Raw genomic sequence first — 25,405 nt, 5'->3', positions numbered from 1 at the left:
ATGCGGACATTTTATATGGATTTGCGTCTTCTCCAGCCAAGCCGGCTCTATATCAGCCAAGGGAAGCTGGATCGTTTGAAGCACTCAGCCTTTAACCCTTTCAACTATCATAATCATGCACCGCTTCCCATTCAGCGGCTTGGCGGCACCATTTTTCTCACAGACGGGCATACACGCGCCTACTCATATTATAGAAGCGGTGTGCAGGCTGTACGTGTGTACTGGGATGACGACGAACTGGATATGGATTTGTATGAAACCTGCCTGCGCTGGTGTGCAGAGGAGGGAATCCGGTGGATTGGCGACCTGGATCACAGGGTCTTACCGCACGAGGAATACGTAGAGGCCTGGATTCACCGGTGCGAACGTGCTGCCGCACATTGAAAAAACCTGACCGGAGTCAGGTTTTTTCAATGCCTTCAGCTGCCAATATTGCGGTTTCCCCGATTTTGCTTTACCCTGCGGAAAATCAGGAAGCCCCCGGCTGCAAGAGCTGCCAGCAGCAGGAGAATGGGTGAGTTGCCGATCAGGAAAACAGCCGCAGCCTGCGCTCCGTCCGCGATGGCGGTGATGTTATCCCGGAACTGGCGGGCAATGCGCTCTCCTGTCGTCTTCGGCTCCGTCGTATCTGTAATGGTGGCGACCTCCGTCAAAGTAAAGCGCACTGTACTGTAGCTTACCAGCCCGTCATATTTTTTCAGTGTGGTCGTGAGCTGTTCAATCTCATAACGGACCGCAGCCAGTTCCTTCTCGATTTCCAGCATGTCCTTCAGCGAACCGGCCTGCTTCAGAAGCGCCAGCAGCCGTTCCTCTTGCGTCTTCAAGGAGGTAAGGCGCGCTTCCGTATCAAAGTACTGCTCCGTCACATCCTCTGTTCCGACTGCTTTGGACAGCACATTTCCGATGCTGCCGGCTTCCTTCAAATAGGCATCCAGTTGGTCGGCCGGGATGCGGAGGACGTAAGAGGCGGTGCGTTTGCCGCGTTTCCCCTGCTCCAGCGAAGTCCCTTGCACTTGATTGGACTGTACATAGCCGCCAAATTGCTTGCTCAAGCTCTCCAATTTTTGCACAGATTCCTCAAGCTTTGTTGTTTCCACCTGTAAATCTACTGTTTTAATAAGCTTGCGATTTACCTGCGGCCTGCTTTCGGCCTGGGGATCTGCCGCCTTCTCCTTCACATCGGCAGCCTGACTCTGCATGCCTGCCTGCTTCATATCAGCCTTGGAAGCGGAACTCTCCGTCTTCTCCTGCGATGTATTGGAACAGCCTGACACAACAGCAAGGAATATGGCAAAAGTCAGATAGAACAGTTTCCTCATACGAAACGCCCCTCTCCAGCTTGAAATTTACTTATATATCCATTTTAATGAAACGAGAGAACCGGCACAATGCTTATTTTAGGCGCAAAAAAGACTCCGGAGGGGGGCCGGAGCTTTTAATCGAACAGTATATACTGTGCTATATATGAAAGCCGTTCTTACCGGGCGGCTGGGATGTGGAAGATACAGGCCACTGCCGGCAGCGAGGCTGACATAACCAAATTATATAGATTCACCTTGAGCCGATTTTTGTTCCTGATGATAGGCGCTGTAATAGCCCAGGTTTACCACTAAGAGCGTATAACCGCCAAGAATGCCGGTTGCAAAGGCCCACATAGCCATGTGATGCTCAATTTCATATAAAACGAGACATCCCAAGATGGCGGCGGCAAAACGGTTGACGGTGCCAAGCGACGGCATCCGCTTATTCAGCATGATGCTTTCGCCCATCCTCTCGATTCGGCGGCCCAAGAGCCAGGCGCAGTACACGCTGACCATCAATCCAACACCGAAGCCAAGCAGATGCTCGGCAAACGGTGTACAAAGCCAGGCAATCAAAAGAATGCCGAATGTGTAATACATTTGCCTGCGAAATGATGCAAGTGCTTTTCTGATCATGTCTACCCTCCTTGTACACACAGTATATTTCTCATTCAAGTGACAGGTGCATGACAGAAATAGAGCTGGCTTCTCTTTCTTGCCGTGTATATATGAACGCTGCCTGCGGGTAATCGGCAGCGGAGCTTTTTACAGCCCAGGTTCCTCGCTGTAAAAACTCACTATTCCAATAGGAAAAATCACCATATCCTTCACACTATTAAGATAGCATACTTATCAAAACGAAGTCAATACATAAGTTCTTATAAACTTGTAAAAGAACCACTTAACAAACCTGAATATCCCTTATACATGAAGCAATGAAACAACCCGTTCCTCCCTGGATGAAAATTGGTCCTGAAGTGACCATTCTAATTTTTATACAGCCAGAGCCGGATGCCTAATCCACGGCGCCGGCAAAAGCGCCCTACCGAAGCCGTACCTTGCCAAATTCCTTCTGAAACGATTGCACCAGCGCTTTCGCTGTCTCTCCTTCCCCAATAAACACAAGAGCGGCCGTCACGTTTGGATTGTCCATATACATGTGCTTGATGGCGAGCTGGCCTGATGCATACTGCAGCTCATACAGCCCTTCCTTCCCCTGCAGGCGAAGCACGCCTTTGCCGCGGTAGATGCTGTCCGGCAGGCTCTTGATCCAGTCCTGCAGCTGCTTTTGCTCCAGCGGCGGCACAGCATCCATCCGTACCGCCCTGACTGCCGCGTGATGCTGCCCGCGGGAAGCCGGCTCATCCGCATGATGCACCATAATCCGCTCCTGGAACAGCTCATCCGCATGAATCTGCCCAAAGGTTGTGTTGTACAGCGGAACATGTTCTCCCACCAGCGCCCGCACCTTTTCCACAATGCCCGCCAGCTTTCGTTCTGATATGGCATCCGTTTTATTCAGCACCACATAAGAGGCGCAGCGGATTTGGTCGCGGAACAGCTTGCGCATTGCCCCGGAGCTGAGGAAAATGCTTTGATACTCCAAAAATCTGGATGCATCGACAACACTGATCAGCGAATGCAGATGAAAATATCCGGTGTAGCGCGGCTCTGTCAATACTTCAATCAGCTCCACCGGATTGGCAACGCCCGTCCCTTCAATCAGCAGCACGTCCGGGCTCTGCGCAGCCAAATCATCAAGCACGGCGCGGAAGTTGCTTTGAATGGTGCAGCAGATGCAGCCATCGAGCAATTCGTTCAAGTCCTCGTCAGCAAACAAATGCTCCTCCACATTCACCTTGCCAAGCTCATTTAGAATAATGGCCGGCCGCTGCCCGCGCTCCTTGCAGGCCGCAATCATGCGCAGCAGCACCGTTGTTTTGCCGCTCCCCAAAAATCCGCTTAAGATATATACTGGAATCCTCTTCTTCATGCTACCATCCTCCCGCAGGTCTGAAAATTCTGTTTGTTTGTACCACTAGTGTAGCAAAAACAACAGAAAAAATCCTGCCAGCACCGGGCAGGATTTTTTTGCTTAAAAGCCGCGAACATATTGCTGCGGAATATCCACTTTCATTTTCAGTTCTTCGGCCGCATGCAGCGCCCAGTATGGGTCATGCAGCATGCCGCGGCCGACAGCCACAAGATCCGCTTCGCCGTTGCCGAGCACAGCATCTGCCAGCACCGGATTGTCCAAACGGCCAACCGCGATGACCGGGCAGCCCAGCGCTTCCTTCACCGCGCGCGCCATTGGCACCTGATAGCCCGCATGCACACCCGGACGTCCGTTGGAGCCGATTGGGCCTTCCCCGCCAGATGTAACGTGGAAGATATCCGCGCCGGCCTGCTGGTACCGCTTGCACAATTCAATGCTGTAATCGAGGCCATAGCCATTCTCCACGTACTCAACTGCAGAAATGCGGACAATCAGCGGCATGTCGGCAGGCAGCTCTTCCTTGGCCGCCTGGATGACTTCTGCACCGAAGCGTGCCGGATCTTGCCCGTATACATCTGTACGCTGATTTGTCAGCGGCGAGTGGAACTGATGAATGAGATAGCCATGCGCGGCGTGAATCTCCACAACATCCACCCCTGCCTGTACGGCACGGCGGACGCCAAGGCGGAACTTCTCCACCATTTCCTGCACTTCTTCTGTCGTCAGCTCGCGCGGCGTGCGGGATTCTTCATTAAAAGCAATGGCGGATGGCGCCACCGGCGGCACTGCGTCTGTCGCTTTCCGGCCCGCATGCGCAATTTGGATGCCGATCTTTGCACCCTGTGCGTGCACCGCATCCACTACCCTGCGGAACGCCGGCACATGCTCGTCTGACCAGATGCCCAGGTCAAAGTCAGTGATGCGCCCATCCGGGTCCACATCTGTCATTTCCATAATGACCAGCCCTGTTCCGCCCACAGCACGGCTGGCATAATGCAGCACATGCCAGTCTGTCGGAACGCCATCCTTCGCCGGCACAGAGTACTGGCACATCGGCGGCATGACAATGCGGTTTTTCAACTCCAGCCCCTTATATGTAAAGGGTGTAAACAAATTCGTCATGGTGATTCCCCTCTCTGGAAACGATATGTACATGCTCACTGTTATCTTACCGATTTTACCGCTGAATTACCATTATTCAGCTTGTGTATATTCCAATAAAAAAAGAATGGCACAATTGCCATTCTCCTCTATCATCCAATCAGCTTTTTCCAGGTGGCAGCGCTGACAATGCCATCGGCTTTCAGCCTCCTGTCCCGTTGAAAGCGGACTACCGCTTTTTTCGTTGCTTGTCCAAACACGCCATCCGCCTTGCCAGCCTTGTAGCCCTTCTTGCTCAGCGCCTTCTGCAGCGTGATCACAGCTGCGCCCCTGCTGCCTTGCCGGAGGACGGGTTGATGGACCGTTTTCTTCTTCCCGATGGCAGCCGTTTGTCTCATCATGCCCGGAATCAGCTGATGATGCACAGCGTACCTGCCCGGAACGGTAAACTGCAGGCCGGCCTGGCGGGCCACAGCCACGAGCTCGGGATTGATGCGGCCATTTGGATTCAAACGGCGCCCCTTCCCGTCAAACACAGCAGCATCAAACGCGATGCCCTTCACATGCGGCGCTTCCGGATTCGGCTTCGCGACAGCTCCCGTTAACCCGTGCTTCTTGTATTCAGCCTGCAGAGTGCGCCGCAGTCCCGCGCAGGCACCGCTTCTCATTTTCCCGCTGCGCAACCTGGTAACGATTTCATAAAAGTGGCGCTGATATTGGTACGGGCGGTGCGCGGAGGCATACACAATATGCCAGCCCCTCTGCGCCAGCAATTCCTCGTACTTCTGTTTCGCCCGAAGCAAATCAGGGCTGACTCCCTCCCAAATCAAGGTTTCCCCATTTTCCATCCGTCCGGCAAGCGGATCGGTCAGCTTTGACAGTCCCGGCACGCCGCATCCGGCCGCACCAGCTGCAGGCGGAGTCCATATACCGGCAGCCATACAGCCTGCCAGCAGCAGACCTGCTATCCTTCTCTTCATCCTATTCCCCTCACTCGCAGTGTCTCTATATGTTGTGCTGAACCCTCATACTCTATCAATCTCTCTTGTATCGTAACATAGAGCTTTCGCCATCTTCCACGCTTTCCAAACATTGCTTAAACTTGTGCAGCGAAAAAAAGCTGGTCTGAGTGACATACTGTCTTCAGACCAGCTTTTTTGCATTAATGGTTCATATTCATCGCAGCGTGTTCCTTTACATCCATCGCCTTCATCTTCATGTTTTCTTTCAGGCGGTCAGACATGCCGGCTTGCAGCGCATCAGCATGCGCCTGGGACATGGATCCGCTTTTCACTGCATCTTGTATCGTTTTTGTTTCAAGCTCTGTTGCCTTCTGAATGAACTCCTGCTCCGTCATTCCTTTTGCGTTGATAATTTGAGCCATGGTTTTGCCCTTCTTCACCTCATCCAGAATCCAAATCGGTTTGACGTTCAGGACAGCCGCTGCTTCGCTGACTGTGTTGATTTCAGTAAAGCGGCCTTTCCGCACCGTTGTCTGCTTCGGTTGCTTTGTCTTACTCTTGGCAGCCGCGCTCTGTCCCGTCGCAAAGGCAAAGGTGTCGGTGAATATCGCCGCTGTCACGCAAACGACAAGCAATGCGGTAATAACAGACGTAATAAGCGTTTTCTTTTTCATACTGCAGCCTCCTTTCTACACTCAAGTGACGGCGAAGGGACAAGATTGAATGCCCCTTCGCCATACACGATTGCATTTACAGCTTTAACGAGCTGTAATAAATCGTACGGCTGACCACGGAGAAACAACGAATCCGTTCACTGCCCGCACACGGAAATAGTACGTATTCCCTTTCGCCACGTTGACACTATAAGAGGTTGCAGCGGCACCAATCGGCGGTGCAGTAACGACATTTTGTGTAAATGCCGCATTCGTTGCATACTGGACAATGTAGCCTGAGACTGTGCCGGACGGCTTTCTCCATTGGAACATTAAGGTATCTGTCAAAGTTCCACGATTGCTAATGGACAGCTGCGTGTTGGAAGGCGCGGCCGGTGCACTTGGCAGCGGAACCCTGACAGTGTTGGAATACGTGGAGGAGCCTGTTGCATTTACCGCCTTTACCCGGTACAAATATGTCTGCCCTGCGTTCACATTCGTGTCATTGTAGGAGCCTGTTCCTGTTCCCGTTACCGCATTGGCATTGCCGATTGCTGTGAAGCTTACGCCGTTATTCGCGGAGCGTTCTACAGTAAAGCCCGTTTCATTTACCGCTTGGTCCGCCCACGTCAGTGCCACGGTCGGTCCCATTTGCAGCGTTGCCTGCAGGTTTGCCGGTGCTGCCGGAACAGCCGGAGTTGCTGTGATTGTCACAGCAGCCGTGTTGGAATAGGCGGATGAGCCGACTGCGTTCACTGCCTTCACACGATACGTGTACGTTCCCGGCGCCAGGCCTGTATCTGTATAGCTGGCACTGCTGCCTGTTACAGGCGGTACTGCACTATTCACGACGGTGAAGTTTGTGCCGTCTGCAGAGCGCTCCACCACAAATCCTGTCTCATTTGTTGCTTGGTCCGTCCACGTCAAATTTGCAGATGTGCCGGATGCTGCAGCAGTCAAATTTGCCGGTGCTGCCGGCAGGCCGGCAAGTGTCAGCGCATTGGAGGCTGTTTCGCCCGCTGCGTTAAAAGCAATCACCTGGTAGCTGTAGCTTGTATTGGCATTAGCGGTTGTATCTGTATAGCTTGTTGCATTGGCCAGAGCTGTACCAATTTGCGTGTAGACGCCAATTTTGCCGGCTGCGTCAATCGGCGCACGCTGAATCTTATAGCCGATTTCATTCGCAGGATTGCCAAGCGGAGCACCGCTCGCCGGAGTCGGGTCCGTCCAGTTCAGGACAGCCGGACTATTGGCTGGTCTTGTGCCGCTCAGCACGGAGGCTGCCGGCAAGGAACGGTCTACAGTCAGTGTCATTGGACGCATCATATCATTCTCTTCATGTCCGAGCAGGTGACAATGCCATACATACTCCCATCCGAAGTTTGTCAGCTTATTCGTTACCGTGCTCGCAGCTCCGGTCAGCGGGTCCAGAGAGCTGAAGGTTGAGCCGACAGGCATCGTCGGGTCAAGCGGACGGATGCTGTCAGGAAGGCCAAACGGAACCTTCGGCGCTGTCGGCTTCATGATAATAATGACGTCCTCCAGCGGATTCATCCTGAGTGTATCCTTCCATCCTTTTTCGTTGGCATCAGGCATACGGATCGAGCCATCCCATCCGACCCTGTTGACAAGCTGTATGTCAAACAAATGGAAGTGGATCGCATGGGTATCAACCCCGTTGTGGGTGATTTTCCATATCTGGGTGCCGTCATTTGCCACCGTACTCAGCGGCGTCGCCGTGTCCTTAAAGTTCTCGGTAGCCGGATCAATGTACCCGAGCATAACTGTCGTTTGGTTCGTGAAGTTCGTATTCGGCAATTCTGTTCCAAGTACAGCATTCATTCGGCCGTAATTCGCTTCAAATGCTTCCGCGATGGCTTTTGGCTGCATCGGCATCGTAATTGAGCTTGTAGAGCCGTTCGGTGTGAACGTTAGGCTTGTATCTTGAATGTTGCCCCACGTTCCATCCGGCACCGGCAGCTTGTTCTGCCCGTTGTTGAAGGCGGTTTCCATTGCTGTTTTAAACTCCGTTGAGCCCAGCGGATACTTGAGGTTGCTTGCTGCTGTGCCTGCTGTTGTACCGCTCGGATTTGCCGCCACACGAATCTGCATGACGGTCCGTGTATTTGGACCATAGCCAGGCAATGTCGTCGGCGCGCCCCCTGACGATGTTTGATCCGGATCGCCTGTATAATAGTCATACCGCGGATCAAAGGCTGGAATCGGCGCCGGGCCGTCATTGTACAAAATCAGGGTCTGGCCGGCATACTGGCTGAAGTCAACCACGACGTCCGCCCGTTCAGCCGGAGCGAGCAGCAGCGTTTTGCTGGACACATTGAGAACTGTCACACTGCGCCGGTTATATTCATAATCAATCGGCTGGTTGGCCAGCTCGACCGGACTCTTCAGGAAGCCGCTGTCAGTCCCGATCTGCATCATCTTCGGCCCTGCCGCAGCCGGGTCTGGAACGCCCCCATCTCTTCCGTCAGTCGGCCAGGTCGCCGGATAGCCTGCCGTGCGCACCGCTGGAACCATATTAACTTCGCCGGCATCCGCATCATTCAATGTGCCGCTTGCATTCCACATGCTGGCATTGGACTTCGCCTTATATAATTGCAAATTCCATGTCCGGTCGTTTGACGCATTCAGGATACGGAAGCGGTATGCCTTTGGCTGCACGTCCACATACGGGTAAGCCGTTCCATTGACGACTGGCGTATCCATGAAGGCTTCCGGCACTGCCGTGACGTTTGGAACACCTGGATTCATGGCCCCTTGCCCAGGCTGGCCGGCCAGCGGATTTGGCACCGGACCCTGCTTTAAGCCTGTGTTCGGCGGCCAGAACCATGGCCCATAATCCCAACGCCCAAACGGATTGGCGCCGGACATATCATACGGATTTTGGTTTGGCATGTAGACATGCGGGAACCATAGATTCCCGGTTCCGCCCCACTTCGTTTTGTCCCAGGTCGGATCGGTGGCCATAAGCTGCGTGTCATTCGGCACAAAGCTTTTGTCCTGAATCAATAACGGAATTTCATCTTGCGGAATCACACCCTGCTTGATCAAATCCTGCTCCACCTGATCGCGGAGCAAGTAACCGCCGGCTTCTCCGGCATACACGTTCAACCGCGTAATGCCGTAGCTGTGGTCATGGAAGAACATTAAGCGGGCACTCTGCTGATTAGTGTAATAAAATGTCATGGATCCATCGCCTGGGTCCGGCATGTCAGGCACATTCTGCACACTGACGCCTTTCGGATATGGCGTGTTTTCTCCAGCTGGCGTAATCCATTGGTGCGGCGTGCCATCGCTGATCCATGGAGTAATCCCGCCATGCAAATGCAAATTGGCGCGGTTTTGTGTGTACATTGTCTTGCCGTCAGGTCCCATGCCGGCACCCATTATGGAAGTATCAACGGGAAGGAACAAATCACCGTCTTTGCCAGTTCCGAGCTTATTGGTGAACTTGATCCGTACTGGCCGGTCCTTTTGAGCGATAATCGTTGGTCCGAAATAATTCGGTTTTTGTACAGAAGGGTCGGTGGTGTTGGTTTGTACATAGCCGCGGAGAGTCGTGGCCGGCAGGTCGCTGTGAAGCTTCTCAGTATACTGCACCAAGGAGATTTCGTAATAATCCGAGCCGGGGTATGTAGTCGTGTCGGGAATGGCAACCGGGATATATTGCCCCAGGTTGTTCTTGTTCGCCTCGCCAAGGCCTGGCAGGGAGTCCACAAATTTACGGATACCCGTTCCCTGAATCACATTCTTGTTGGCATCAACTTCCGGCAGCGGACTGTTCGCATAGTTCGGTGTCGTGTAGTAATCCGGCACTGGATCTGGATTCATGCCAGCCGCTTTCGATACGTGGGGGCTGCCCGAAAGTGCAAGGGGCATGGCTACTACCAAACCGGCAATGCATACCTTGTAAATCTTGTGGCCGATGGACTTGTGGATTTTCCTGAGTGTAATCATAGCATATCCTCATCTCTCCTATGCGTAATATAGTGAATTTCTGATTCGCAATTCTCATTAAAGAATTCGAGAAGAGCAAAATAGAGAATTCATCGTATATACAAGATATAACACCGAAACGAATTTGTAAATATATTCATAATATTGTAAATAATTCAGTTATAGGTGCATAGAAATCTGACAATATTCAACAATAAAACTCGAAATACAACATATACTGCAGCTGTCACACCAAAAAACATCTCTTCTAGGTGTCGAAATAAAAAGGAAAATTTTAGAAACGGAAGCTAAAATACGGATTTTACAGGGCCCTATAACGTTTAAAAGCAAAATAAGCAAACAATATTACATTTCATGCCGCTAAAAGATTAGTATTTCTTTTACATGAATATCAATATAAAATGATGAATTATAGAAAAGTGCAGTTCCGCCCCGTAGCTTTATCCCTTCTGGTCTCCGGGGCAAAGCTTACAGCCCCAAAAAAGAAGACCCAAAGGTGCGTTCCCCCCTTTGAATCCTCCTCTTTCCCTCCTACAGGTTTGGATCCTGCATGCCCCGCGCTGCCCACTCTTCCTTCGATGGGCCATACACCCCAGGCACCGGAAGCCCTGCCTGCCGCATCAGCACCGTCAGCTGTCCGCGGTGATGCGTCTGGTGCTGCAGCAAGAAGAACAGCAGATTGCCAATGCGCATCTGTTGCCCGAAAAAGTCAATGACCCGAAGCAGGTCCTCATCCTGCCACTGTACGCGCAGCGCCTCAGCAAAGGACGTTGCCATCTGGTTATACTGGCCGACTATGAGCCGGGCTGACTCCGGCACCGGTTTGCCATGCTCCGGCGCTGCAAAGCGGAGCGCAGTGCAGGCTGTCATCGCCTGCACTGCCGTTACGAGATGCCAGGCGACTCCTCCCAAATCCCACTGGCCCGGCGCCATCGGCTGCCTGAGCGCCCCGTCTGTCAGCTGCGCAAGCAGCCGCCCGGTAACAGCTGTTTCATACTCCCAAACCCGTAAAAAGCCCTTCACCGTTTGAAACAAATGATATCCCCCCTGTTCCCCAAACCAATTCTGTATGCCAGCTTCAAAATCCTTCCATTAAAAAAGACGGGATTCTCTCCCGTCCCTGTGCTTAATGCTCCTTCGCCGCCGCCTTCAGCAAATCGCGGATTTCCGCCAGCAGCTGCTCCTGCGTTGGCTTGGCTGCCTCCTGCTTCACCTCTTCCTTTTTCTTCAGCCTGCTGATGAGGCGGATGAACAGGAAGATCGAGAAGGCAATGATGAAAAAGTCCACGACCGACTGCAGAAAGCTGCCGTACTTAATGACAGCACTGCCAAAGGTGAGCTTCAGGCCGCTGAAATTGACGCCGCCAAGCAGCATGCCGACAAGCGGCATGATGACGTCCTGCACAAGCGACGTCACAATTTTGCCGAATGCAGCGCCAATCACAACACCAACAGCCAGGTCCAGAACATTTCCTTTTAACGCAAATTTTTTAAAATCGTTCCACATCTGTACATGCCCCCTATTGTTTTCCCCATTATAAGAGAAGGAAACATGCAAGAAAAGACTATGTGTTATAACGATATATTGTGCTGCAGGCTATTCTGCCGGCTCGTGCTCTTCGCCTGTCTTCAGGTTGACCACATTTGTGTTGACCTTCGGCGCAGCCACGGTATGGCTTGCCGGCGCCTTCTGCTTATTCTCCACCCAATCCACCAGCAAATCAAAGGACTGGTGCGCATATGGCAGGAGAGGCTGCAGCTGCTTCTCCTGGTCCGTGGCGCTGTTCCACACAAGGCTGTCCACATGGTTGCCCTTCTCAATCTTATACATCCGGTGCAGGCTGGCGCTGCCGTTGTTCTTTACAAGCTCACTGTACCGGTCCGCATGGACGCTTGGGAAAATAAGCGAGTCATAGGTGCCCGCGATGCTGATGAGCGGCGCCTGCAGATCACCAGTATTTTCAATGGCCCGCACATTGTTCTTCACGCTGCCCGGACGCAGCATATAGTTGTAATCCTTGAAAATGCCATCATACGTGCGGTCACGCAATCCGCCTATGAGATTAAAATAATTGTGCCAATCGATTCTGCCCGGCGCATTCGGGTCAATCTCATCGCGATACATATTCAATGTCAGGAACCAATAGATTTGGTCATGGTAAGCCCACAGCTTTTCCGAGCCCTCCGGCAAACCCGCGGCATGCATAGCCTTCACTGCCTCCTCTTTGGCTGCACCGGTTCCGTAAATGGCTTGTCCCGCATTGTTGACAACCTGCGTCAAGGACGTGATCAGGTTCGGATCCTTCGCCCGCCAGAGCACGCCTTCCCAGTCCACGCCGCCGTCAAACAAGGCCGGTTCACCTGTCTTCCGCTTGCCGTCATGCTCCAGGGCATAGCGCACAACATAGCCGCCGTTGGAAATTCCGATTGCGTACGTCGGCACCTGGTGGTCCTTTGTAATCAGCTTGCTGGCCGGGTTTTGCTTGTCATGCCTGGAAATGAGCTGCTCCGGGTAATGCTGCACAAGGTAAGCCTGCGCCGCCTTTGTCAGCTCCCGGAAACGCTGGTGCCATTCGGCCATGCTGTCATCAGCCGCAATGAGCGGATTCTTCGCTTTTGCCAGCGGGTCGGAAGCATCCGCCTCCCCGGCTGTTCCCTTGTCGCTTGCCGCAAATGCATAGCCTTTCGCCAGCACAAAATCGCTGAACAGGAGATCTGTGGAGAATTCATCACGCGTACCCGGTGTGCCGGCTACAACAAGCTTGCCGTTCCAATTGTCCGGAATCCGGAGGACAAAGCGGGCGTCACCAAACGCTCCCTTGATTTGTGTGCCGGTCACTGCAGCCGGCTTGTACATTTTGTACCAGCCTGTGCCGGCAGCTTGGCTGCCCCAATTGTAAGGCGCCAGCCCAATGCTTCCGCCGGCTGCCTGCCACTGAGCCGGATTCTTTGTTGTCAGCCAGCTTCCATTTGTCCCATCAAATTTCGTTACGGTCACGTCCTGTGCCCCGGGAATGACAGACTGCACAGCTGCATACGCGCTTGTATGCAGCACATTCGGCGCCGCAATCGGCAGCATGAGTGCAGAAGCAGCGGTCAGCGCCAGCCATTTTCGTTTCATCCTTATAAATCCCCCTTTTTGTATACGCTTTCAAATTACAGCAGCTCTTGCATGGATTTCTCCTTTATATAAAAGAGATTACTGGATTAGTTGTATACAAATATTACCAAATAACCTCCAATCACACAATATCTTCCAAATAAAATTGCAGAAAAGCAACAAATACTATAGTCATGGAGGTGATACACATGGGCAACAATCAAGATCCGCATACAATTCAAAAGCAGCATGCCAATGGCATTCGCGACAAGGGGCCGCATATTGTGGACAATAATGCCACAATTGTGCCGAACACCCGCACAAACAGTGAAATGTTTCCGCCAAAGCATAAGAAGTAGGCAGAGGTCCCGGAAGCTCCCGGGCTTTTTTCCGCTATAAAAGGAGGAGCATACTATGAAGACAAGCGTCTCCTGGAATGGGCACATGTCCTTCTCCGGCACCGGGCCGTCCGGCCATGAAATGCGCATGGACGCAGCAGAAGAGGTCGGCGGCCAAAACAGCGGCCCGCGGCCGACGGAGCTGCTGCTGAGCGCTGTTGCCGGCTGCACCGGCATTGATATCATCTCCATTTTGCAAAAAATGCGCCTGAACCCGGCCGCGTTTCATATGGAAGTGGAGGGAAAACGCGCTGAGGACCATCCGAAGCGCTTTACCGATATCCATATTCATTATGCGTTGGAGGGAGATTTGCCGGAGGATAAAGTGGTGCGGGCCATCACCTTGTCCAAGGACAAATATTGCTCCGTATCCCACTCCTTACATGCCCGGATGACTGTAACCTACAGCATCAACGGGCAGCCTGGAACAGAACTGTAACAAAGGGAGGCTTTTGTCATGAATGAGGATTTTGAGAAATTCCATAAGCTGCAGGAGCAGCATAAAACCGTCTACTTGGGCAGCAAGCAAGGCCAGCGGCAGCGGGCTTACGACAACGCAAAGGATAATGCCCGCGGCGGCATTGACAGCGCTCCCGGCTTAGAGGGACGCGAGCACGGCCTATGATGAGGGGCTCCTCCGGATATGGGGGAGCTCTCGCTGTTTCCGCATGTGCACATATTCCAACTGGTAAACCCGCGTAAAATATGTTTGTATTTTTCTATATGTTATTTTACGATATATAAGGTAGTCACAGTTGCCCCTCAGGCAACAGCCATATAGAGAAAAGCAAGGGGGAAGAGATTGCAGCTTGCAGGCTGCAAAAAAGACATGAAAAAAACAGCACAGAACATCCTACTATCTACAGCAATTGCCGTTGGCAGCTTTGCTGCTGTTCCGTATAACGGATCCGCAGCTTCTGTAACCATCGTGCCTGATGGGGGCAAGGATCAAATCGGATCCGCCATTCCTGGTGCGATCACCAAAAGTGTGTACGCCAACTTTGAGAAAAACGGCGCCTATCTGCTTTACAACAAGAACATTGTTTCCTTGTACAAAACGCCGAACGGCACAAAAGACGGGAGCATCGCCCCGCAGATGCTCAGCTCCTCCAAACGCCATGGTGACTGGTTCCTCGTTACAATAAGTGATGGAAGCCAGCGTTGGGTGTATTACGATGATGCTGCAGTAGAGCTTCGCGACATTGATACGAAGAATGACAAGCTCACTTTGCAGGAGGATGTATACCTGCACACAAATCCGTTTGCCGCCTATCAAACAACTGCCAAGCTTGCGCCGCAAAGCGTGACGGTGCTGAAGCAGGCGGGCGACTGGTTTTATATCCAGACCGCAGCGGGCCAAAAGGGCTGGGTGACAACATTGAAGGCGAAGTACGAAGGCGTGACAGCCTCCTTTACTGCGGATGCCATCCGCGGCGTGACGTACAAGAAAATGATTGTGCCGCTCGGCAATGAACGGGTGCGCCCGGGCCTTACCATGAAGCCAAAGTACATCACAATCCATAATACGGCCAACGCAGCGGTTGGCGCCAATGCGCTGATGCATGCAAACTATTTGATGAATCAGGCAAAAGGCGCTCCGGACCGCTGGGCATCCTGGCATTTCACTGTAGATGACAAGCAGGTCATCCAGCATTTGCCGCTGAATGAATCCGGCTGGCATGCCGGCGATGATGAGGGCGCAGGCAACCGCGGCTCCATCGGGATCGAAATTGCAGAAAATGCCGATGGCAATTATGCCAAGGCGGAAGAAAATGCGCGCAAGCTCATTGCATACCTCATGCGCGAATACAACATCCCGCTGTCCCGGGTGGTGCCGCATCAAAACTGGTCCGGCAAGGATTGCCCGCATATCATTCTGGGCCGCGGCAGCTGGAGCAGCTTCCAAACTGCTGTCCAAAAGACATATGACGTGAATGAAGCGAGATACCGTGTTGTTACGGGCGGCTTTGTCGGCAAAGCCGCAGTCGAAAGCGCTCTGGCAAGACTGAAAAAGGATACGGGCTGGCAAGCAACCTATGAATCTACCGGACAGCCGAACGTATACCGCATTGTAACGACCACCACTTTCATCGGACAAGCCTATGCACAAAGCAAGGCTGCTTGGGTAAAAAGCCGCTATGGCTGGTGGATGACCGTCCGCAAAGCTTAAAAGAATGCCCCGGCTCTTCAGGAGCCGGGGCATTCTATCATTCCGACAGGGCCTGCTGTCGGAATACCCATAGCTTTGATCCAATAAAATTCATGCCGATTCCCACAATGGTGGCGGCCGCCTTCGCAGCCAACGCCGGCCATCCCCACTGCTCCCGCAGCCCGTCCAGCAGCAGTACCGTGACACCGAGCGACAGAAGATTGACCGCCAGGAACGAGAATACCTCCCGCTTTGTTGCCTTCTGCTTGGCGCCAAAGGTAAAGTACTTATTCCAGACGTAGCTGTTGGCCGCTCCGGCACTGTAAGACAGGACCTGCGCAACAGTTGCGTACACATGTAAATGACGATACAGCAGGAAGAATATGACAAAGTCCACCGCTGTATTCAGCCCGCCGACCAGCCCAAACCGCACTGCCTGTTTCATGCTAGATTGTTTGCTGGACATGTTCTCTGCACCCCCCGGCGGCCGGCTGCTCATTTTTCACAACTTCACCAAACATTGGCACAACGGCTGTACAGGCCACGTATTCCAATGCAATCACCTCTCTCATCCGTTCGGAAACTCATATAGCGGGAGACTTGCGCACTGCCGGCCAACTCCCTGGAAGTGCAAACGATCCTCACCATTCTTCTTTCTTCAGGCGGCGTTTCATTGGAGGTGGCTGACAACGCCCCTATGATCAGGGGTATGCCCCAATCGTAATGCCCTGCCCTGTTGGCGTACATTCATAGCTCTGTGATCGTGGCTGCTTGCATACTTACACGGGCAACATAGAAACACATGGAGGTGCTTGTTTGTGTGTATATCCACATTTTAGACATTGCCGGCGCCATTCACACCTTCACACCATGGAGGAATGGGCCTTCTTGCCTAAATACGTCGAAATGTTGCTGTATCAGTTTGTTCCATTATGGAAAGCATTTCTTAATTTTCGCTTAAGGATCAATAATTCATAGCGATATTGTGAAGAAATAAGCATATATGTGTTCAATCTTTGTAAAAAGTCCTATAATCATTTTATGAATATGAGTATTTAATCAAATGAAATAAAAAAAGAAGGGTGCATATGAATACTGCTTTTATTCTTACCATGCTCATCATTGCCTTTGCATTGGTGTTTGAGTTCATCAACGGCTTTCACGACACAGCCAATGCAATCGCAACCTCTGTCTCCACAAAGGCATTAAAGCCGCGGCTGGCGATTCTCCTCGCGGCCACCATGAATTTTGTCGGGGCTATGACCTTTACCGGCGTGGCCAAAACCATCACAAAGGACATCGCAGATCCGTTCACGCTGCGAAACGGGTCCATTGTGCTGCTCGCCGCCCTGCTGGCTGCCATCACCTGGAACCTGATTACCTGGTATTACGGCATTCCAAGCAGCTCTTCGCACGCGCTGATCGGCTCTATCGCGGGCGCAGCCATTGCGGCAGAAGGCTTTCATGCCATTCAGTACGGCGGCTTCCTGAAAATCATTGAGGCATTGGTGCTGTCGCCGATCTTGGCTTTCGCAATCGGTTATCTTGTCTACTCGTTGTTCAAGGTATTGTTCAAAAACCATAAGCTGGCGGAGACAAACCGGCGCTTCCGTATCTATCAAATCTTCACAGCTGCCTTACAGGCTTATACGCACGGCACAAACGACGGCCAGAAAACGATGGGGATTATCACCATGGCCCTGATTGCCGGCGGCTTGCAAACCTCAGCTGATGTGCCCTTCTGGGTACAGCTTTCCTGTGCTGCCGTCATGGGGCTTGGCACCTCTGTCGGAGGCTGGAAAATCATTAAGACCATCAGCGGGCAAATTATGAAGCTCCGGCCGGTGAACGGTGTCGCTGCAGACTTAACATCAGCTCTTGTCATTTTCGGCGCAACCTTCGCCCATCTGCCGGTCAGCACTACGCACGTCATCTCTTCCTCCATTCTCGGTGTCGGCTCCGCGTACCGGGTCAAAGGAGTCAAGTGGGTGACGGCCCAACGCATGGTCATCACTTGGGTTATCACCTTGCCCATTTCTGCTGCACTGGCTGCTGTACTGTATGGTCTATTGAGCCTATTTCTTTAACTTCAATCCAAAAACAGGGCTGGCCCATTAGGCCAGCCCTCTGCTCACTTATGCTCGTCATTATTGGCTTTTGTCAGTTCGATCAGCTGGTCGCGCTGCATGGTCCGGGACATCTCGCGGGCAAACTCGGAATCTGTGCGATTCTGGCGGGAGTACATGACCCGTGACTTCACGGTCTTGTTAGAAAGCTTGGCTTTGCCGGACACTTGCTTTTCCAATCGGCTCATGATTTCACATCCTTTCTTTTTATATGTGTTAGTATGGTGCCCGCACCGCTTCATCCATCCATGCCAGATTTGGGAAGGAGGCGGATATTTTGGGATGATTTCCCGATTTACTATTTGGAAACGGCTTGTTCACGGCAAGAGCAGTAGCAAAATGCCACCACCTATGTTATAAAAGATTAAGGAAAATAATTAGATGAAAGAGGTTGAAACCAAGTGGAACATAACTCTTCCAACTTTATCCGCAACATCGTCATTGACGACCTGGAAACAGGGAAACGTGACCATGTCATTACCCGTTTCCCGCCGGAGCCAAATGGATATCTACATATTGGGCATGCCAAATCCATCATCTTGAACTTCGAGCTTGCCGACGAGTTTAAAGGAAAAACAAATCTGCGCTTCGACGACACAAATCCCTTGAAAGAAGATATTGAGTACGTCAATTCCATTAAGGAGGACGTCAAATGGCTTGGCTTTGAGTGGGACGACCTGTTCTTTGCCTCCGACTACTTTGAGGAAATGTATAACCGCGCAGTGCTGCTGATTCAAAAGGGATTGGCGTACGTAGATGATCTGTCTGCCGAAGAAATCCGCGAATACCGCGGAACCCTGACAGCACCGGGCAAGGAAAGCCCGTACCGCAGCCGGACCGTTGAAGAAAATATGGACTTGTTCACCCGCATGCGCGATGGTGAGTTCAAGGACGGCGAAAAGGTGCTGCGCGCAAAAATTGATATGGCATCGCCAAACATCAACCTGCGCGATCCTATCATTTACCGCATTGCCCATGCCACGCACCACAATACAGGGGACAAATGGTGCATCTATCCGATGTATGCTTTTGCCCATCCTCTTGAGGATGCCATTGAAGGCGTAACCCATTCCATCTGTACGCTGGAGTTTGAAGATCAGCGTCCACTGTACAACTGGGTTGTGGAGCAATGTGAAATGGAGAGCAAGCCGCAGCAAATCGAATTCGGACGTCTGAACATGACCAATACGGTGATGAGCAAGCGCAAGCTGAAGCAGCTTGTGGACGAAGGCTTTGTAGACGGCTGGGATGACCCGCGTATGCCGACGATTTCCGGTTTGCGCCGCCGCGGCTACACGCCGGAAGCCATCCGCACCTTCTGCCGTGAAATTGGCGTTGCCAAAGCAAACAGCGTTGTGGACTCCCAAATGCTGGATCACTTTGTACGCGAGGATTTGAAGCTGAAGGCGCCGCGCACAATGGGCATCCTTCGTCCGCTGAAGGTCATCATCACGAACTATCCGGAAGGGCAAGTGGAATGGCTGGATGCTGAAATCAACCCGGAAGTGCCAGAGATGGGCATGCGCCAAATTCCGTTCTCCCGCGAGATTTACATCGAGCAGGATGACTTCATGGAGAACCCTCCGGCAAAATACTTCCGTCTCTTCCCGGGCAATGAGGTGCGCCTGAAGCATGCGTACTTCATCAAATGCGAAGAAGTCGTGAAGGATGAAAACGGCAATGTGATCGAGCTCCGCTGCACATACGATCCGGAAACAAAGAGCGGCACCGGCTTCACCGGCCGCAAGGTAAAGGGCACCATCCACTGGGTGGAGGCGACTCAGGCTGTGCCGGCAGAATTCCGTCTGTACGAGCCGCTCATTTTGGATGACCAGGAGAAGGAAGAAGGACAAACCTTCCTGGATCAAGTGAATCCAAACTCCCTTCAGGCTGTGCAAGGCTTCATAGAGCCGAACATGAAGGAAGCAAAGGCGCAGGACAAATTCCAGTTCTTCCGCCACGGCTACTTTAACGTAGACCCGAAGCATACGGCAGCTGACAGACTCGTCTTCAACCTGATTGTTTCCTTGAAGAGCTCCTTTAAGCTATAAACTTACAAAAAAGGCCCCTTGCCGCAAAGCAAGGAGCCTTTTCTTATGATGCAGAGCTTTCCTTTTTCATCGTAAGCTGAGCCACCGTAATCCCGGTGGACTCTTCGAAATCATACATGCTGCGCGGGATATCGGCGAAGCGGTCCAGCTCATTGTAAGCAGGAATTCCATGGTATGCCATATCAAGGCCCTCCTCTTCCTCCGCCGCTGCCGCGCGCAGGCCCACTGTGAGGCCCGCAACCTTGGCAATCCCAAGACCGGCCAGGAATCCCCAGCAGCTGACCACGACAATACCAAGAATTTGTACCAGCAGCAGCTTCATGCTTCCGGTTGTCAGCAAACCGGAGGATGTATCCCAAAGTCCGACCGCCAGTGTGCCGAATGCACCGTTGAATCCATGCACTGCAACTGCCCCAACCGGATCGTCCACCTTCAGGAAGTCAACAAATAGCGTTGCATACACGACAATGAAGCCGCCCAGCGCCCCAATGAGAATGGCACTGCTGGACCCGACATAGGGTGCCCCAGCTGTAATGGCAACGAGCCCGGCCAGCACACCGTTAATTGTCATGCTCGGGTCAGCCTTGCCGAACTTGAACATCGTCAGCAGCAGCGTCACCGTTCCACCGCTCGCCGCCGCCAGCATCGTATGCAAGGCCACTGCCGCCAAAGCCGGATTCGAAGCATCCAGCGTACTGCCGGCATTAAAGCCGAACCAGCCAAACCAAAGAATGAACGCACCGGAGGAGGCCAACGGAATATTGCTCGGCGCGAATACGTTGGCGCTGCCGTCCGAGTTGAAGCGGCCCCGTCTCGGGCCAAGCACCCATGCAATCGCCAACGCTGTAAAGCCGCCCATCGCATGAATGACCGCTGAACCGGCAAAATCCTTCATGCCAAGCTTGGCCAGCCAGCCGTTTGCATTCCACACCCAATGGCCGGACACGGGATAGACCACCATACAAACGAGTGCAGCAATCACAACATAGGCCTTAAAGTTCATGCGCTCCGCCACAGCTCCGGAAATAATGGAAACACAGGCAATCGCGAAGCCCATTTGGAACAGTACGAATGCCGCATTCGGCAGCTTCAGCCCCATGTTGATTGTTTCCGGGGCATTCCATAGAGCGGTTCCGATAAATCCGTCAAAATCCTTGCCAAACAGCAGGCCATAGCCGACCAGCCAGAAAGCCAGCACACCAACTGTTAAATCCACAAAAATTTTCATGGTAACGTTCACAGCATTCTTAGTCCGAACCAACCCTGCCTCCAGCAGGCTGAAGCCGCCCTCCATAAACAGCACCATGGCTGCAGCCACAACTATCCAAACCGTATTCAAGTACACGAGGCCCATCAGTTTGCCTCCCTGTCAGCCAATTCATCGATTGACGTGTCCGGAAGACCGGTCCGGATATTAAAAGCCTGATACACCGGGCAAACATAAATCTTCCCATCGCCATCCTCGCCCGTTTTGCAGGCTTGAATGATGGCCTGTACGACCGGTTCCACATTATAATCGGATACAACAATCTCAAGCTTTACTTTCGGATGCAATGTCACATTATAGTTATGGCCCCGGTATACCCCTCTGCCGTCCCTTTGTTTTCCGCGTCCCACAACCTGGTTGACCGTAAAACCGGTGATTCCGATCTCCTTCAATGCCTTAATCGCATCTGTCAGCCGCTGCGGCCGAATAATTGCCTCTACCTTTTGCATCCTGCACGCCCCCCTCATGTTAGCTTTCCTAACATTATCATGTGACTTATTATACCTTGATTCTTTATTTCGTCAACAACAATTTTCTGACAATTACTTAGAAAAGCGGAAGGGACTTGCTTGGCTTCCTGAAGGGAGGTTCCAGCTCCTAAAAGGCGCTTTTTGCCTTTTATGGAGATGGGTTCTCCCTGGCCGGAAGCCAGTCCCTGCAGCTGGACACCAAGAAAAGCGGAAGGGACTCGCTCGGCTTCCTGAAGGGAGGTTCCAGCTCCTAAAAGGCGCTTTTTGCCTTTTATGGAGATGGGTTCTCCCTGGCCGGAAGCCAGTCCCTGCAGCTGGACACCAAGAAAAGCGGAAGGGACTCGCTCGGCTTCCTGAAGGGAGGTTCTAACCGCTAACAGGCGCTTTTCGCCTGTTATCACAGGAGCCCAAAACAAACTGCCCCGTTTCCACAACGTAGCAGTTTGTTTCCTCCCTCCTATAACGCGCACTCCTCAATCTCAAATCCAAGGTCCTCAATCATCGCCCAGTCTGCCTGCAGGCAGAGGAAACTCTCAGCTTCCAATCATCGGGTATTTTCGTTTTCCTATGAGCTTCCTCCACACAACATTTGTTAACCTTAAATTAGTTAATGTTAACATTTAACACGATCATACCATATCTGACAAAAAGGAGACAATTCCCAATTTTCACAGGAATACAAATTCCCTTCTGAACAAGCTGCATTTTGTCATATATAATAGAAGCAAGTACATAAGGAAAAGAGGGGTTCTATGAGTCTATTTCTAAGCTTTCTATCATACGCTGGAGTCGGCTTGCTGCTGCTGTTTGCCGGGCTGCTCGCCTTCGAGCTGACAACCAAAACAAAGGAGTTCCGGCTCATCGGCCAGGGAAACCAAACGGCTGCCATGTCCATTGGCGGCAAGCTGCTCGGCCTCGCTTTCGTGCTGGGCTCCGCCATTGCGAATTCTGTGTCTCTGACAGACATGCTGATTTGGGGCGGCATTGGGATTGTGGCCCAAATCATCTCTTTTTATTTGGCTGAGCTTGTCACCATCCGCTTCAGCATTCAAAAGGCTGTGGAAGAGGACAATCGGGCTGTCGGCCTGATGCTGCTGTTTCTTTCCTTGTCTGTCGGCTGGGTATTGGGAGAATGTCTCACCTATTAAAGCAGCTTTGCAGGGAATAAGAACACGTGTACGGAATATTACAGGAGAAAAGGAGGAATGAGTATGAAGCAACGTCATGAAGTGTTATTTACCCAGCTCGAGAGCTACCGAGGCTACCTGCTGGGCGCAGTGGAACAGGTGACAGAGGAGCAGGCAGAGGTCGTTCCGGCTGGATTCCGGAACAATATCCGCTGGAATTTGGGGCACATCTATCTGGACCAGTATTTATGGATCCGGGCTTTGACGAAGGAGGAGGTGCCGGTTCCAGCCTTATTTCAGGATTGGTTTGGCTACGGCACCTCCCCGCAAAGCTTTACTGCTGAAACACCGTCTCTGCAGGAGCTTAAGGAGCTGCTCCGGCAGCAGCCGGCCCAATTGCGCGAACGGTACGGCCATCGCCTGAAGGAGAAATTTGCTCCTGCTGAAATGGGCATGCGGACCATCGAACAGGTGATCATCCGGACCATCTTCCACGAAGGCATGCACCTGCAGGCAATCTTGGATCTGAAAAAGCACATACATACCGGACAGAGCATTTCTTAAGCTGTAAAAAGAGGCTGCCCCGGCAGCCTCCCTCTCATACCTCTTTCCCGCCCATCCGGTCGCGCAGCTCCCGCATACCGGGATCCGGCTTTGGCACCGTATGAAACGGGTTTCGCGGCTCCCGGGGCTCTGTCGGGTCCAAATCAATCCGGACTCCCATTGCTGTGCCGCCCTGCGGCATCGGATCGTTGATCGGCCCCTCATATTTCCCGTCCAGCTGCGGATTTTTTTCATGGGAAAACTCCTCGCGCTTTTTCATATGTATCCCTCCTGCGATTTACGGCGAATTGGATTTTTGCGCTTTAAAATGATCTTGGCCGCGTTGACACCGGAAATACAAGCCCCCTCCATTGTGGCGAAAATCGGCTGCATCGTATAATCGCCGGCCAGCACGAGCCCCTTCACCGGCGTGTTCTGATCTGGGCGCATCCAGTTGTAGCCCGGCTCAAGAGAGTGAAAATCATAATTGTGGTCGATTTTCCGATAATCCAGTACATCCTCCCGAATATGCATCCCAAGCGCCTCAGCATCTCTAAGTACAATTTCCAGCGTTTCCTCAGGCGTCAACGGCAGGAATTTCTCCGGGTCAGCGAGAATGATGGATAGCCGGCCCGGGCGTCCCCGAAAGGTAGTCCGGGATTGCTCGGCGAAGCTTGCCATGGATGTTCTTGGGCCAAAGGTCGTAATATCCTTGCGCAGCGCCGGCTTTTTCAAATCAATCTGAAACACCGCAGCCGGCATCATCGGCAGCTTCAGCATCGGCTGAAACCAAGCGTGCTTGCCAAACGGCACATTCAGCAGCTGCTTCGCTGAGTTGAGCGTAGTAGCCACCACCACATGCTTGCCGTAGAATTTCTCGCCGCTGTGTGTTTCCACCCCGATGACCTCCTGTTGCTCATTCAGCAGCAGCTTCACCACCTTCTGCTTTGTCATCACGGTGCCGCAGCGTTTCTCAATCACATCCGCCATCGGCCGGCACATCACATCGGTCATTCCGCCCAAATAGGCGCCAATGCGCAGCTTGAACAAACGGGGGATGCCCGGTGCGAGCAGCCCGAAAAACACATAGGCGGAATACCGCTCCGGCGGCAGAAAGTAAATGCCGGTGCTGAGCGGGACCACTACATTGTGAAACGCATCCTCCCGCACCCCATACTTCGCCGCGTATTCCCGGATGCTCATTTTATCAAGCTCCTTCGGCTTCAGCGCATAATCCTTAAAGCCGTTCAGAAAGAACGGGACAAGCGACAGCTTATCGCGAAGCGACAGCAGCTTGTTATTCCCAAGCACTCCACTGATCAGCTTCAGCGGGCCGAACAACGGGGCCAGGCCCAGCGTCACAAGCTTGTCATCATGCTTGACGCGAATTTCAATTTTTTCTTCCCATGTAAAAATCTCGTTCAGCCGGATGCCCGCCTTGCGCAGCACCTTCGGCATCGTCGTATAGTAACCGATATAGCGGTGAAAGCCGGACTCCACTTCCATCCCACCCAGGCTGTAGTTGGCGGTACGCCCGCCAACCACCGGCTCGGCCTCCAGCAGCAGCACCTTTTTTCCTTTTCCCGACAGCTCCAGCCCGCAGGTGAGCCCGGCCAATCCTGCACCGACAATGACCGTGTCAAACTCTTTCATGTAGATCTATCACCTCAGCCTATAGCATGTCCCGAATTACCGGTGCTTACGAATGATTTCCCGCTTTTGCGCCACTCTAAGAAAAGAAATCTGTCCACGATAGGAATGAGAGAATTGAACGAACATTACGAACCGCCAAAGGAAGAGTTTGCCGCCGAGATCTCCCCCGGCGCGCGGCAGGATGTGCGCAAGGAGGAAGGCATGCGCTGGTCGCCGCTCCTGCTCGGCCTGTCCGCTGCCGTCATTCTGGCCGCCGTTGTTTTATTCTTATATTTCGTTCTGAAGTAAAATGGCATGGCCACTGAAAGGAGACAATAAGATGAAGAAACAGGATATTCAGACAAATGCGCCAAAGCAGCCCTCTGTCGGCGTTACCTCTGCACTCAATACAAGAGACCCTTATCATACAGACGTGATCTATCCGGGAGATTCCGTTGCTGAGCACAAGAAACTTGAATTCGGAACCCATGTCGTAACCAGAGACGAAATGAAACAACAAAACGAAAACCTATAAGAAAAGCGGAACCGGCTCG

Annotated in this window: 27 protein-coding genes; 11 read left to right on the top strand and 16 right to left on the bottom strand. The window is 52.4% G+C overall.

Going from position 1 to position 25,405, the window contains the following annotated elements; genetic code table 11:
* A complete protein-coding gene (locus tag NK662_RS08555; RefSeq protein WP_254758493.1) occupies positions 1-384 on the top strand; it encodes a hypothetical protein in 384 nt (127 codons plus the stop codon).
* A gap of 35 nt (positions 385-419) precedes the next feature.
* On the opposite strand, the gene NK662_RS08550 is transcribed toward NK662_RS08555, so the two are convergent.
* The 10 genes from NK662_RS08550 to NK662_RS08505 all read right to left on the bottom strand — a co-directional run bounded on the left by NK662_RS08550 (position 420) and on the right by NK662_RS08505 (position 13,109).
* Positions 420-1,319, bottom strand: a complete 900-nt coding sequence (locus NK662_RS08550; RefSeq protein WP_254758492.1) for a DUF4349 domain-containing protein — start codon at positions 1,317-1,319, stop codon at positions 420-422.
* A gap of 222 nt (positions 1,320-1,541) precedes the next feature.
* Positions 1,542-1,937, bottom strand: a complete 396-nt coding sequence (locus NK662_RS08545; RefSeq protein ID WP_254758491.1) for an ATP synthase subunit I — start codon at positions 1,935-1,937, stop codon at positions 1,542-1,544.
* Between the two features lie 406 nt (positions 1,938-2,343).
* Positions 2,344-3,294, bottom strand: coding sequence for a CobW family GTP-binding protein (locus NK662_RS08540; RefSeq protein ID WP_254758490.1), 951 nt, complete (start codon positions 3,292-3,294; stop codon positions 2,344-2,346).
* A gap of 102 nt (positions 3,295-3,396) precedes the next feature.
* On the bottom strand, positions 3,397-4,419 hold the full coding sequence (locus tag NK662_RS08535; protein WP_254758489.1) for an NADH:flavin oxidoreductase/NADH oxidase: 1,023 nt from the start codon (positions 4,417-4,419) through the stop codon (positions 3,397-3,399).
* 131 nt (positions 4,420-4,550) lie between these two features.
* Positions 4,551-5,378 (bottom strand): peptidoglycan-binding domain-containing protein, encoded by an 828-nt coding sequence (locus tag NK662_RS08530; protein WP_254758488.1) that lies wholly within the window; start codon positions 5,376-5,378, stop codon positions 4,551-4,553.
* Between the two features lie 182 nt (positions 5,379-5,560).
* Positions 5,561-6,034: a hypothetical protein gene (locus NK662_RS08525; RefSeq protein ID WP_254758487.1), complete on the bottom strand. Its 474-nt coding sequence runs from the start codon at positions 6,032-6,034 to the stop codon at positions 5,561-5,563.
* A gap of 84 nt (positions 6,035-6,118) precedes the next feature.
* The gene (locus NK662_RS08520; RefSeq protein WP_254758486.1) at positions 6,119-9,988 is read right to left on the bottom strand and encodes a fibronectin type III domain-containing protein; all 3,870 of its coding nucleotides are present in this window, start codon (positions 9,986-9,988) and stop codon (positions 6,119-6,121) included.
* 531 nt (positions 9,989-10,519) lie between these two features.
* Positions 10,520-11,023: a DinB family protein gene (locus tag NK662_RS08515; protein ID WP_254758485.1), complete on the bottom strand. Its 504-nt coding sequence runs from the start codon at positions 11,021-11,023 to the stop codon at positions 10,520-10,522.
* 91 nt (positions 11,024-11,114) lie between these two features.
* Positions 11,115-11,495, bottom strand: a complete 381-nt coding sequence (gene mscL, locus NK662_RS08510) for a large conductance mechanosensitive channel protein MscL (RefSeq protein ID WP_254758484.1) — start codon at positions 11,493-11,495, stop codon at positions 11,115-11,117.
* 90 nt (positions 11,496-11,585) lie between these two features.
* The gene (locus tag NK662_RS08505) at positions 11,586-13,109 is read right to left on the bottom strand and encodes an alpha/beta hydrolase (protein WP_254758483.1); all 1,524 of its coding nucleotides are present in this window, start codon (positions 13,107-13,109) and stop codon (positions 11,586-11,588) included.
* A 188-nt stretch (positions 13,110-13,297) separates the two neighbouring features.
* On the opposite strand from NK662_RS08505, the gene NK662_RS08500 reads away from it, so the two are divergent.
* The 4 genes from NK662_RS08500 (at position 13,298) to NK662_RS23560 (ending at position 15,656) form a co-directional block, all read left to right on the top strand.
* A complete protein-coding gene (locus NK662_RS08500) occupies positions 13,298-13,447 on the top strand; it encodes a hypothetical protein (protein ID WP_254758482.1) in 150 nt (49 codons plus the stop codon).
* A gap of 55 nt (positions 13,448-13,502) precedes the next feature.
* Positions 13,503-13,925 carry an OsmC family protein gene (locus NK662_RS08495; RefSeq protein ID WP_254758481.1) on the top strand — a complete coding sequence of 141 codons (423 nt, stop codon included), beginning with the start codon at positions 13,503-13,505 and terminating at the stop codon, positions 13,923-13,925.
* An 18-nt stretch (positions 13,926-13,943) separates the two neighbouring features.
* Positions 13,944-14,111 carry a hypothetical protein gene (locus tag NK662_RS08490; protein WP_254758480.1) on the top strand — a complete coding sequence of 56 codons (168 nt, stop codon included), beginning with the start codon at positions 13,944-13,946 and terminating at the stop codon, positions 14,109-14,111.
* Between the two features lie 204 nt (positions 14,112-14,315).
* Complete coding sequence (locus tag NK662_RS23560; protein ID WP_279663973.1) at positions 14,316-15,656, top strand: N-acetylmuramoyl-L-alanine amidase; 1,341 nt, start codon at positions 14,316-14,318, stop codon at positions 15,654-15,656.
* 37 nt (positions 15,657-15,693) lie between these two features.
* Here NK662_RS23560 and NK662_RS08480 read toward each other — a convergent pair whose 3' ends face one another.
* Entirely contained in the window at positions 15,694-16,101 is a 408-nt protein-coding gene (locus tag NK662_RS08480; protein WP_254758479.1) for a GtrA family protein, read from the bottom strand.
* Positions 16,102-16,723: 622 nt separating this feature from the next.
* Here NK662_RS08480 and NK662_RS08475 point away from each other — a divergent pair.
* Complete coding sequence (locus tag NK662_RS08475; protein WP_254758478.1) at positions 16,724-17,722, top strand: inorganic phosphate transporter; 999 nt, start codon at positions 16,724-16,726, stop codon at positions 17,720-17,722.
* 44 nt (positions 17,723-17,766) lie between these two features.
* On the opposite strand, the gene NK662_RS08470 is transcribed toward NK662_RS08475, so the two are convergent.
* Positions 17,767-17,949: a hypothetical protein gene (locus NK662_RS08470; RefSeq protein WP_254758477.1), complete on the bottom strand. Its 183-nt coding sequence runs from the start codon at positions 17,947-17,949 to the stop codon at positions 17,767-17,769.
* Between the two features lie 213 nt (positions 17,950-18,162).
* Between NK662_RS08470 and NK662_RS08465 the strand changes: the two genes are divergently transcribed.
* Positions 18,163-19,812: a glutamine--tRNA ligase/YqeY domain fusion protein gene (locus NK662_RS08465; RefSeq protein WP_254758476.1), complete on the top strand. Its 1,650-nt coding sequence runs from the start codon at positions 18,163-18,165 to the stop codon at positions 19,810-19,812.
* A gap of 43 nt (positions 19,813-19,855) precedes the next feature.
* On the opposite strand, the gene NK662_RS08460 is transcribed toward NK662_RS08465, so the two are convergent.
* Positions 19,856-21,166, bottom strand: coding sequence for an ammonium transporter (locus NK662_RS08460; RefSeq protein ID WP_254758475.1), 1,311 nt, complete (start codon positions 21,164-21,166; stop codon positions 19,856-19,858).
* Positions 21,166-21,528, bottom strand: coding sequence for a P-II family nitrogen regulator (locus tag NK662_RS08455; RefSeq protein WP_254758474.1), 363 nt, complete (start codon positions 21,526-21,528; stop codon positions 21,166-21,168). The genes NK662_RS08460 and NK662_RS08455 overlap by 1 nt, the downstream gene beginning before the upstream one ends.
* A 773-nt stretch (positions 21,529-22,301) precedes the next feature.
* Between NK662_RS08455 and NK662_RS08450 the strand changes: the two genes are divergently transcribed.
* Positions 22,302-22,697: a DUF350 domain-containing protein gene (locus NK662_RS08450; protein WP_254758473.1), complete on the top strand. Its 396-nt coding sequence runs from the start codon at positions 22,302-22,304 to the stop codon at positions 22,695-22,697.
* A gap of 63 nt (positions 22,698-22,760) precedes the next feature.
* Positions 22,761-23,240 carry a DinB family protein gene (locus NK662_RS08445; RefSeq protein WP_254758472.1) on the top strand — a complete coding sequence of 160 codons (480 nt, stop codon included), beginning with the start codon at positions 22,761-22,763 and terminating at the stop codon, positions 23,238-23,240.
* Between the two features lie 34 nt (positions 23,241-23,274).
* On the opposite strand, the gene NK662_RS08440 is transcribed toward NK662_RS08445, so the two are convergent.
* The gene (locus tag NK662_RS08440) at positions 23,275-23,499 is read right to left on the bottom strand and encodes a hypothetical protein (protein WP_254758471.1); all 225 of its coding nucleotides are present in this window, start codon (positions 23,497-23,499) and stop codon (positions 23,275-23,277) included.
* Complete coding sequence (locus NK662_RS08435; RefSeq protein WP_254758470.1) at positions 23,496-24,872, bottom strand: FAD-dependent oxidoreductase; 1,377 nt, start codon at positions 24,870-24,872, stop codon at positions 23,496-23,498. Before NK662_RS08435 ends, NK662_RS08440 begins: the two co-directional genes overlap by 4 nt.
* Before the next feature lie 114 nt (positions 24,873-24,986).
* On the opposite strand from NK662_RS08435, the gene NK662_RS08430 reads away from it, so the two are divergent.
* Entirely contained in the window at positions 24,987-25,160 is a 174-nt protein-coding gene (locus NK662_RS08430; RefSeq protein WP_254758469.1) for a 2-isopropylmalate synthase, read from the top strand.
* Between the two features lie 31 nt (positions 25,161-25,191).
* Positions 25,192-25,386: a hypothetical protein gene (locus NK662_RS08425; RefSeq protein ID WP_254758468.1), complete on the top strand. Its 195-nt coding sequence runs from the start codon at positions 25,192-25,194 to the stop codon at positions 25,384-25,386.
* Positions 25,387-25,405: the final 19 nt, after the last annotated feature.

The sequence above is a fragment of the Ectobacillus ponti genome (assembly GCF_024294785.1).
Lineage (GTDB): Bacteria > Bacillota > Bacilli > Bacillales > Bacillaceae_G > Ectobacillus > Ectobacillus ponti.
The sequence above is the reverse complement of the archived record's forward strand: the minus strand, read 5'-3'. Positions and strand labels throughout refer to the sequence as shown.

What these genes read in the sequence shown, in the direction of transcription:
- NK662_RS08555 (WP_254758493.1), top strand. Translation starts at nt 1, where the DNA reads ATGCGGACATTTTATATGGATTTGCGTCTTCTCCAGCCAAGCCGGCTC.
- NK662_RS08550 (WP_254758492.1), bottom strand. Translation starts at nt 1,319, where the DNA reads ATGAGGAAACTGTTCTATCTGACTTTTGCCATATTCCTTGCTGTTGTG.
- NK662_RS08545 (WP_254758491.1), bottom strand. Translation starts at nt 1,937, where the DNA reads ATGATCAGAAAAGCACTTGCATCATTTCGCAGGCAAATGTATTACACA.
- NK662_RS08540 (WP_254758490.1), bottom strand. Translation starts at nt 3,294, where the DNA reads ATGAAGAAGAGGATTCCAGTATATATCTTAAGCGGATTTTTGGGGAGC.
- NK662_RS08535 (WP_254758489.1), bottom strand. Translation starts at nt 4,419, where the DNA reads ATGACGAATTTGTTTACACCCTTTACATATAAGGGGCTGGAGTTGAAA.
- NK662_RS08530 (WP_254758488.1), bottom strand. Translation starts at nt 5,378, where the DNA reads ATGAAGAGAAGGATAGCAGGTCTGCTGCTGGCAGGCTGTATGGCTGCC.
- NK662_RS08525 (WP_254758487.1), bottom strand. Translation starts at nt 6,034, where the DNA reads ATGAAAAAGAAAACGCTTATTACGTCTGTTATTACCGCATTGCTTGTC.
- NK662_RS08520 (WP_254758486.1), bottom strand. Translation starts at nt 9,988, where the DNA reads ATGATTACACTCAGGAAAATCCACAAGTCCATCGGCCACAAGATTTAC.
- mscL (WP_254758484.1), bottom strand. Translation starts at nt 11,495, where the DNA reads ATGTGGAACGATTTTAAAAAATTTGCGTTAAAAGGAAATGTTCTGGAC.
- NK662_RS08505 (WP_254758483.1), bottom strand. Translation starts at nt 13,109, where the DNA reads ATGAAACGAAAATGGCTGGCGCTGACCGCTGCTTCTGCACTCATGCTG.
- NK662_RS08500 (WP_254758482.1), top strand. Translation starts at nt 13,298, where the DNA reads ATGGGCAACAATCAAGATCCGCATACAATTCAAAAGCAGCATGCCAAT.
- NK662_RS08495 (WP_254758481.1), top strand. Translation starts at nt 13,503, where the DNA reads ATGAAGACAAGCGTCTCCTGGAATGGGCACATGTCCTTCTCCGGCACC.
- NK662_RS08490 (WP_254758480.1), top strand. Translation starts at nt 13,944, where the DNA reads ATGAATGAGGATTTTGAGAAATTCCATAAGCTGCAGGAGCAGCATAAA.
- NK662_RS23560 (WP_279663973.1), top strand. Translation starts at nt 14,316, where the DNA reads ATGAAAAAAACAGCACAGAACATCCTACTATCTACAGCAATTGCCGTT.
- NK662_RS08480 (WP_254758479.1), bottom strand. Translation starts at nt 16,101, where the DNA reads ATGTCCAGCAAACAATCTAGCATGAAACAGGCAGTGCGGTTTGGGCTG.
- NK662_RS08475 (WP_254758478.1), top strand. Translation starts at nt 16,724, where the DNA reads ATGAATACTGCTTTTATTCTTACCATGCTCATCATTGCCTTTGCATTG.
- NK662_RS08470 (WP_254758477.1), bottom strand. Translation starts at nt 17,949, where the DNA reads ATGAGCCGATTGGAAAAGCAAGTGTCCGGCAAAGCCAAGCTTTCTAAC.
- NK662_RS08460 (WP_254758475.1), bottom strand. Translation starts at nt 21,166, where the DNA reads ATGGGCCTCGTGTACTTGAATACGGTTTGGATAGTTGTGGCTGCAGCC.
- NK662_RS08455 (WP_254758474.1), bottom strand. Translation starts at nt 21,528, where the DNA reads ATGCAAAAGGTAGAGGCAATTATTCGGCCGCAGCGGCTGACAGATGCG.
- NK662_RS08450 (WP_254758473.1), top strand. Translation starts at nt 22,302, where the DNA reads ATGAGTCTATTTCTAAGCTTTCTATCATACGCTGGAGTCGGCTTGCTG.
- NK662_RS08445 (WP_254758472.1), top strand. Translation starts at nt 22,761, where the DNA reads ATGAAGCAACGTCATGAAGTGTTATTTACCCAGCTCGAGAGCTACCGA.
- NK662_RS08440 (WP_254758471.1), bottom strand. Translation starts at nt 23,499, where the DNA reads ATGAAAAAGCGCGAGGAGTTTTCCCATGAAAAAAATCCGCAGCTGGAC.
- NK662_RS08435 (WP_254758470.1), bottom strand. Translation starts at nt 24,872, where the DNA reads ATGAAAGAGTTTGACACGGTCATTGTCGGTGCAGGATTGGCCGGGCTC.
- NK662_RS08425 (WP_254758468.1), top strand. Translation starts at nt 25,192, where the DNA reads ATGAAGAAACAGGATATTCAGACAAATGCGCCAAAGCAGCCCTCTGTC.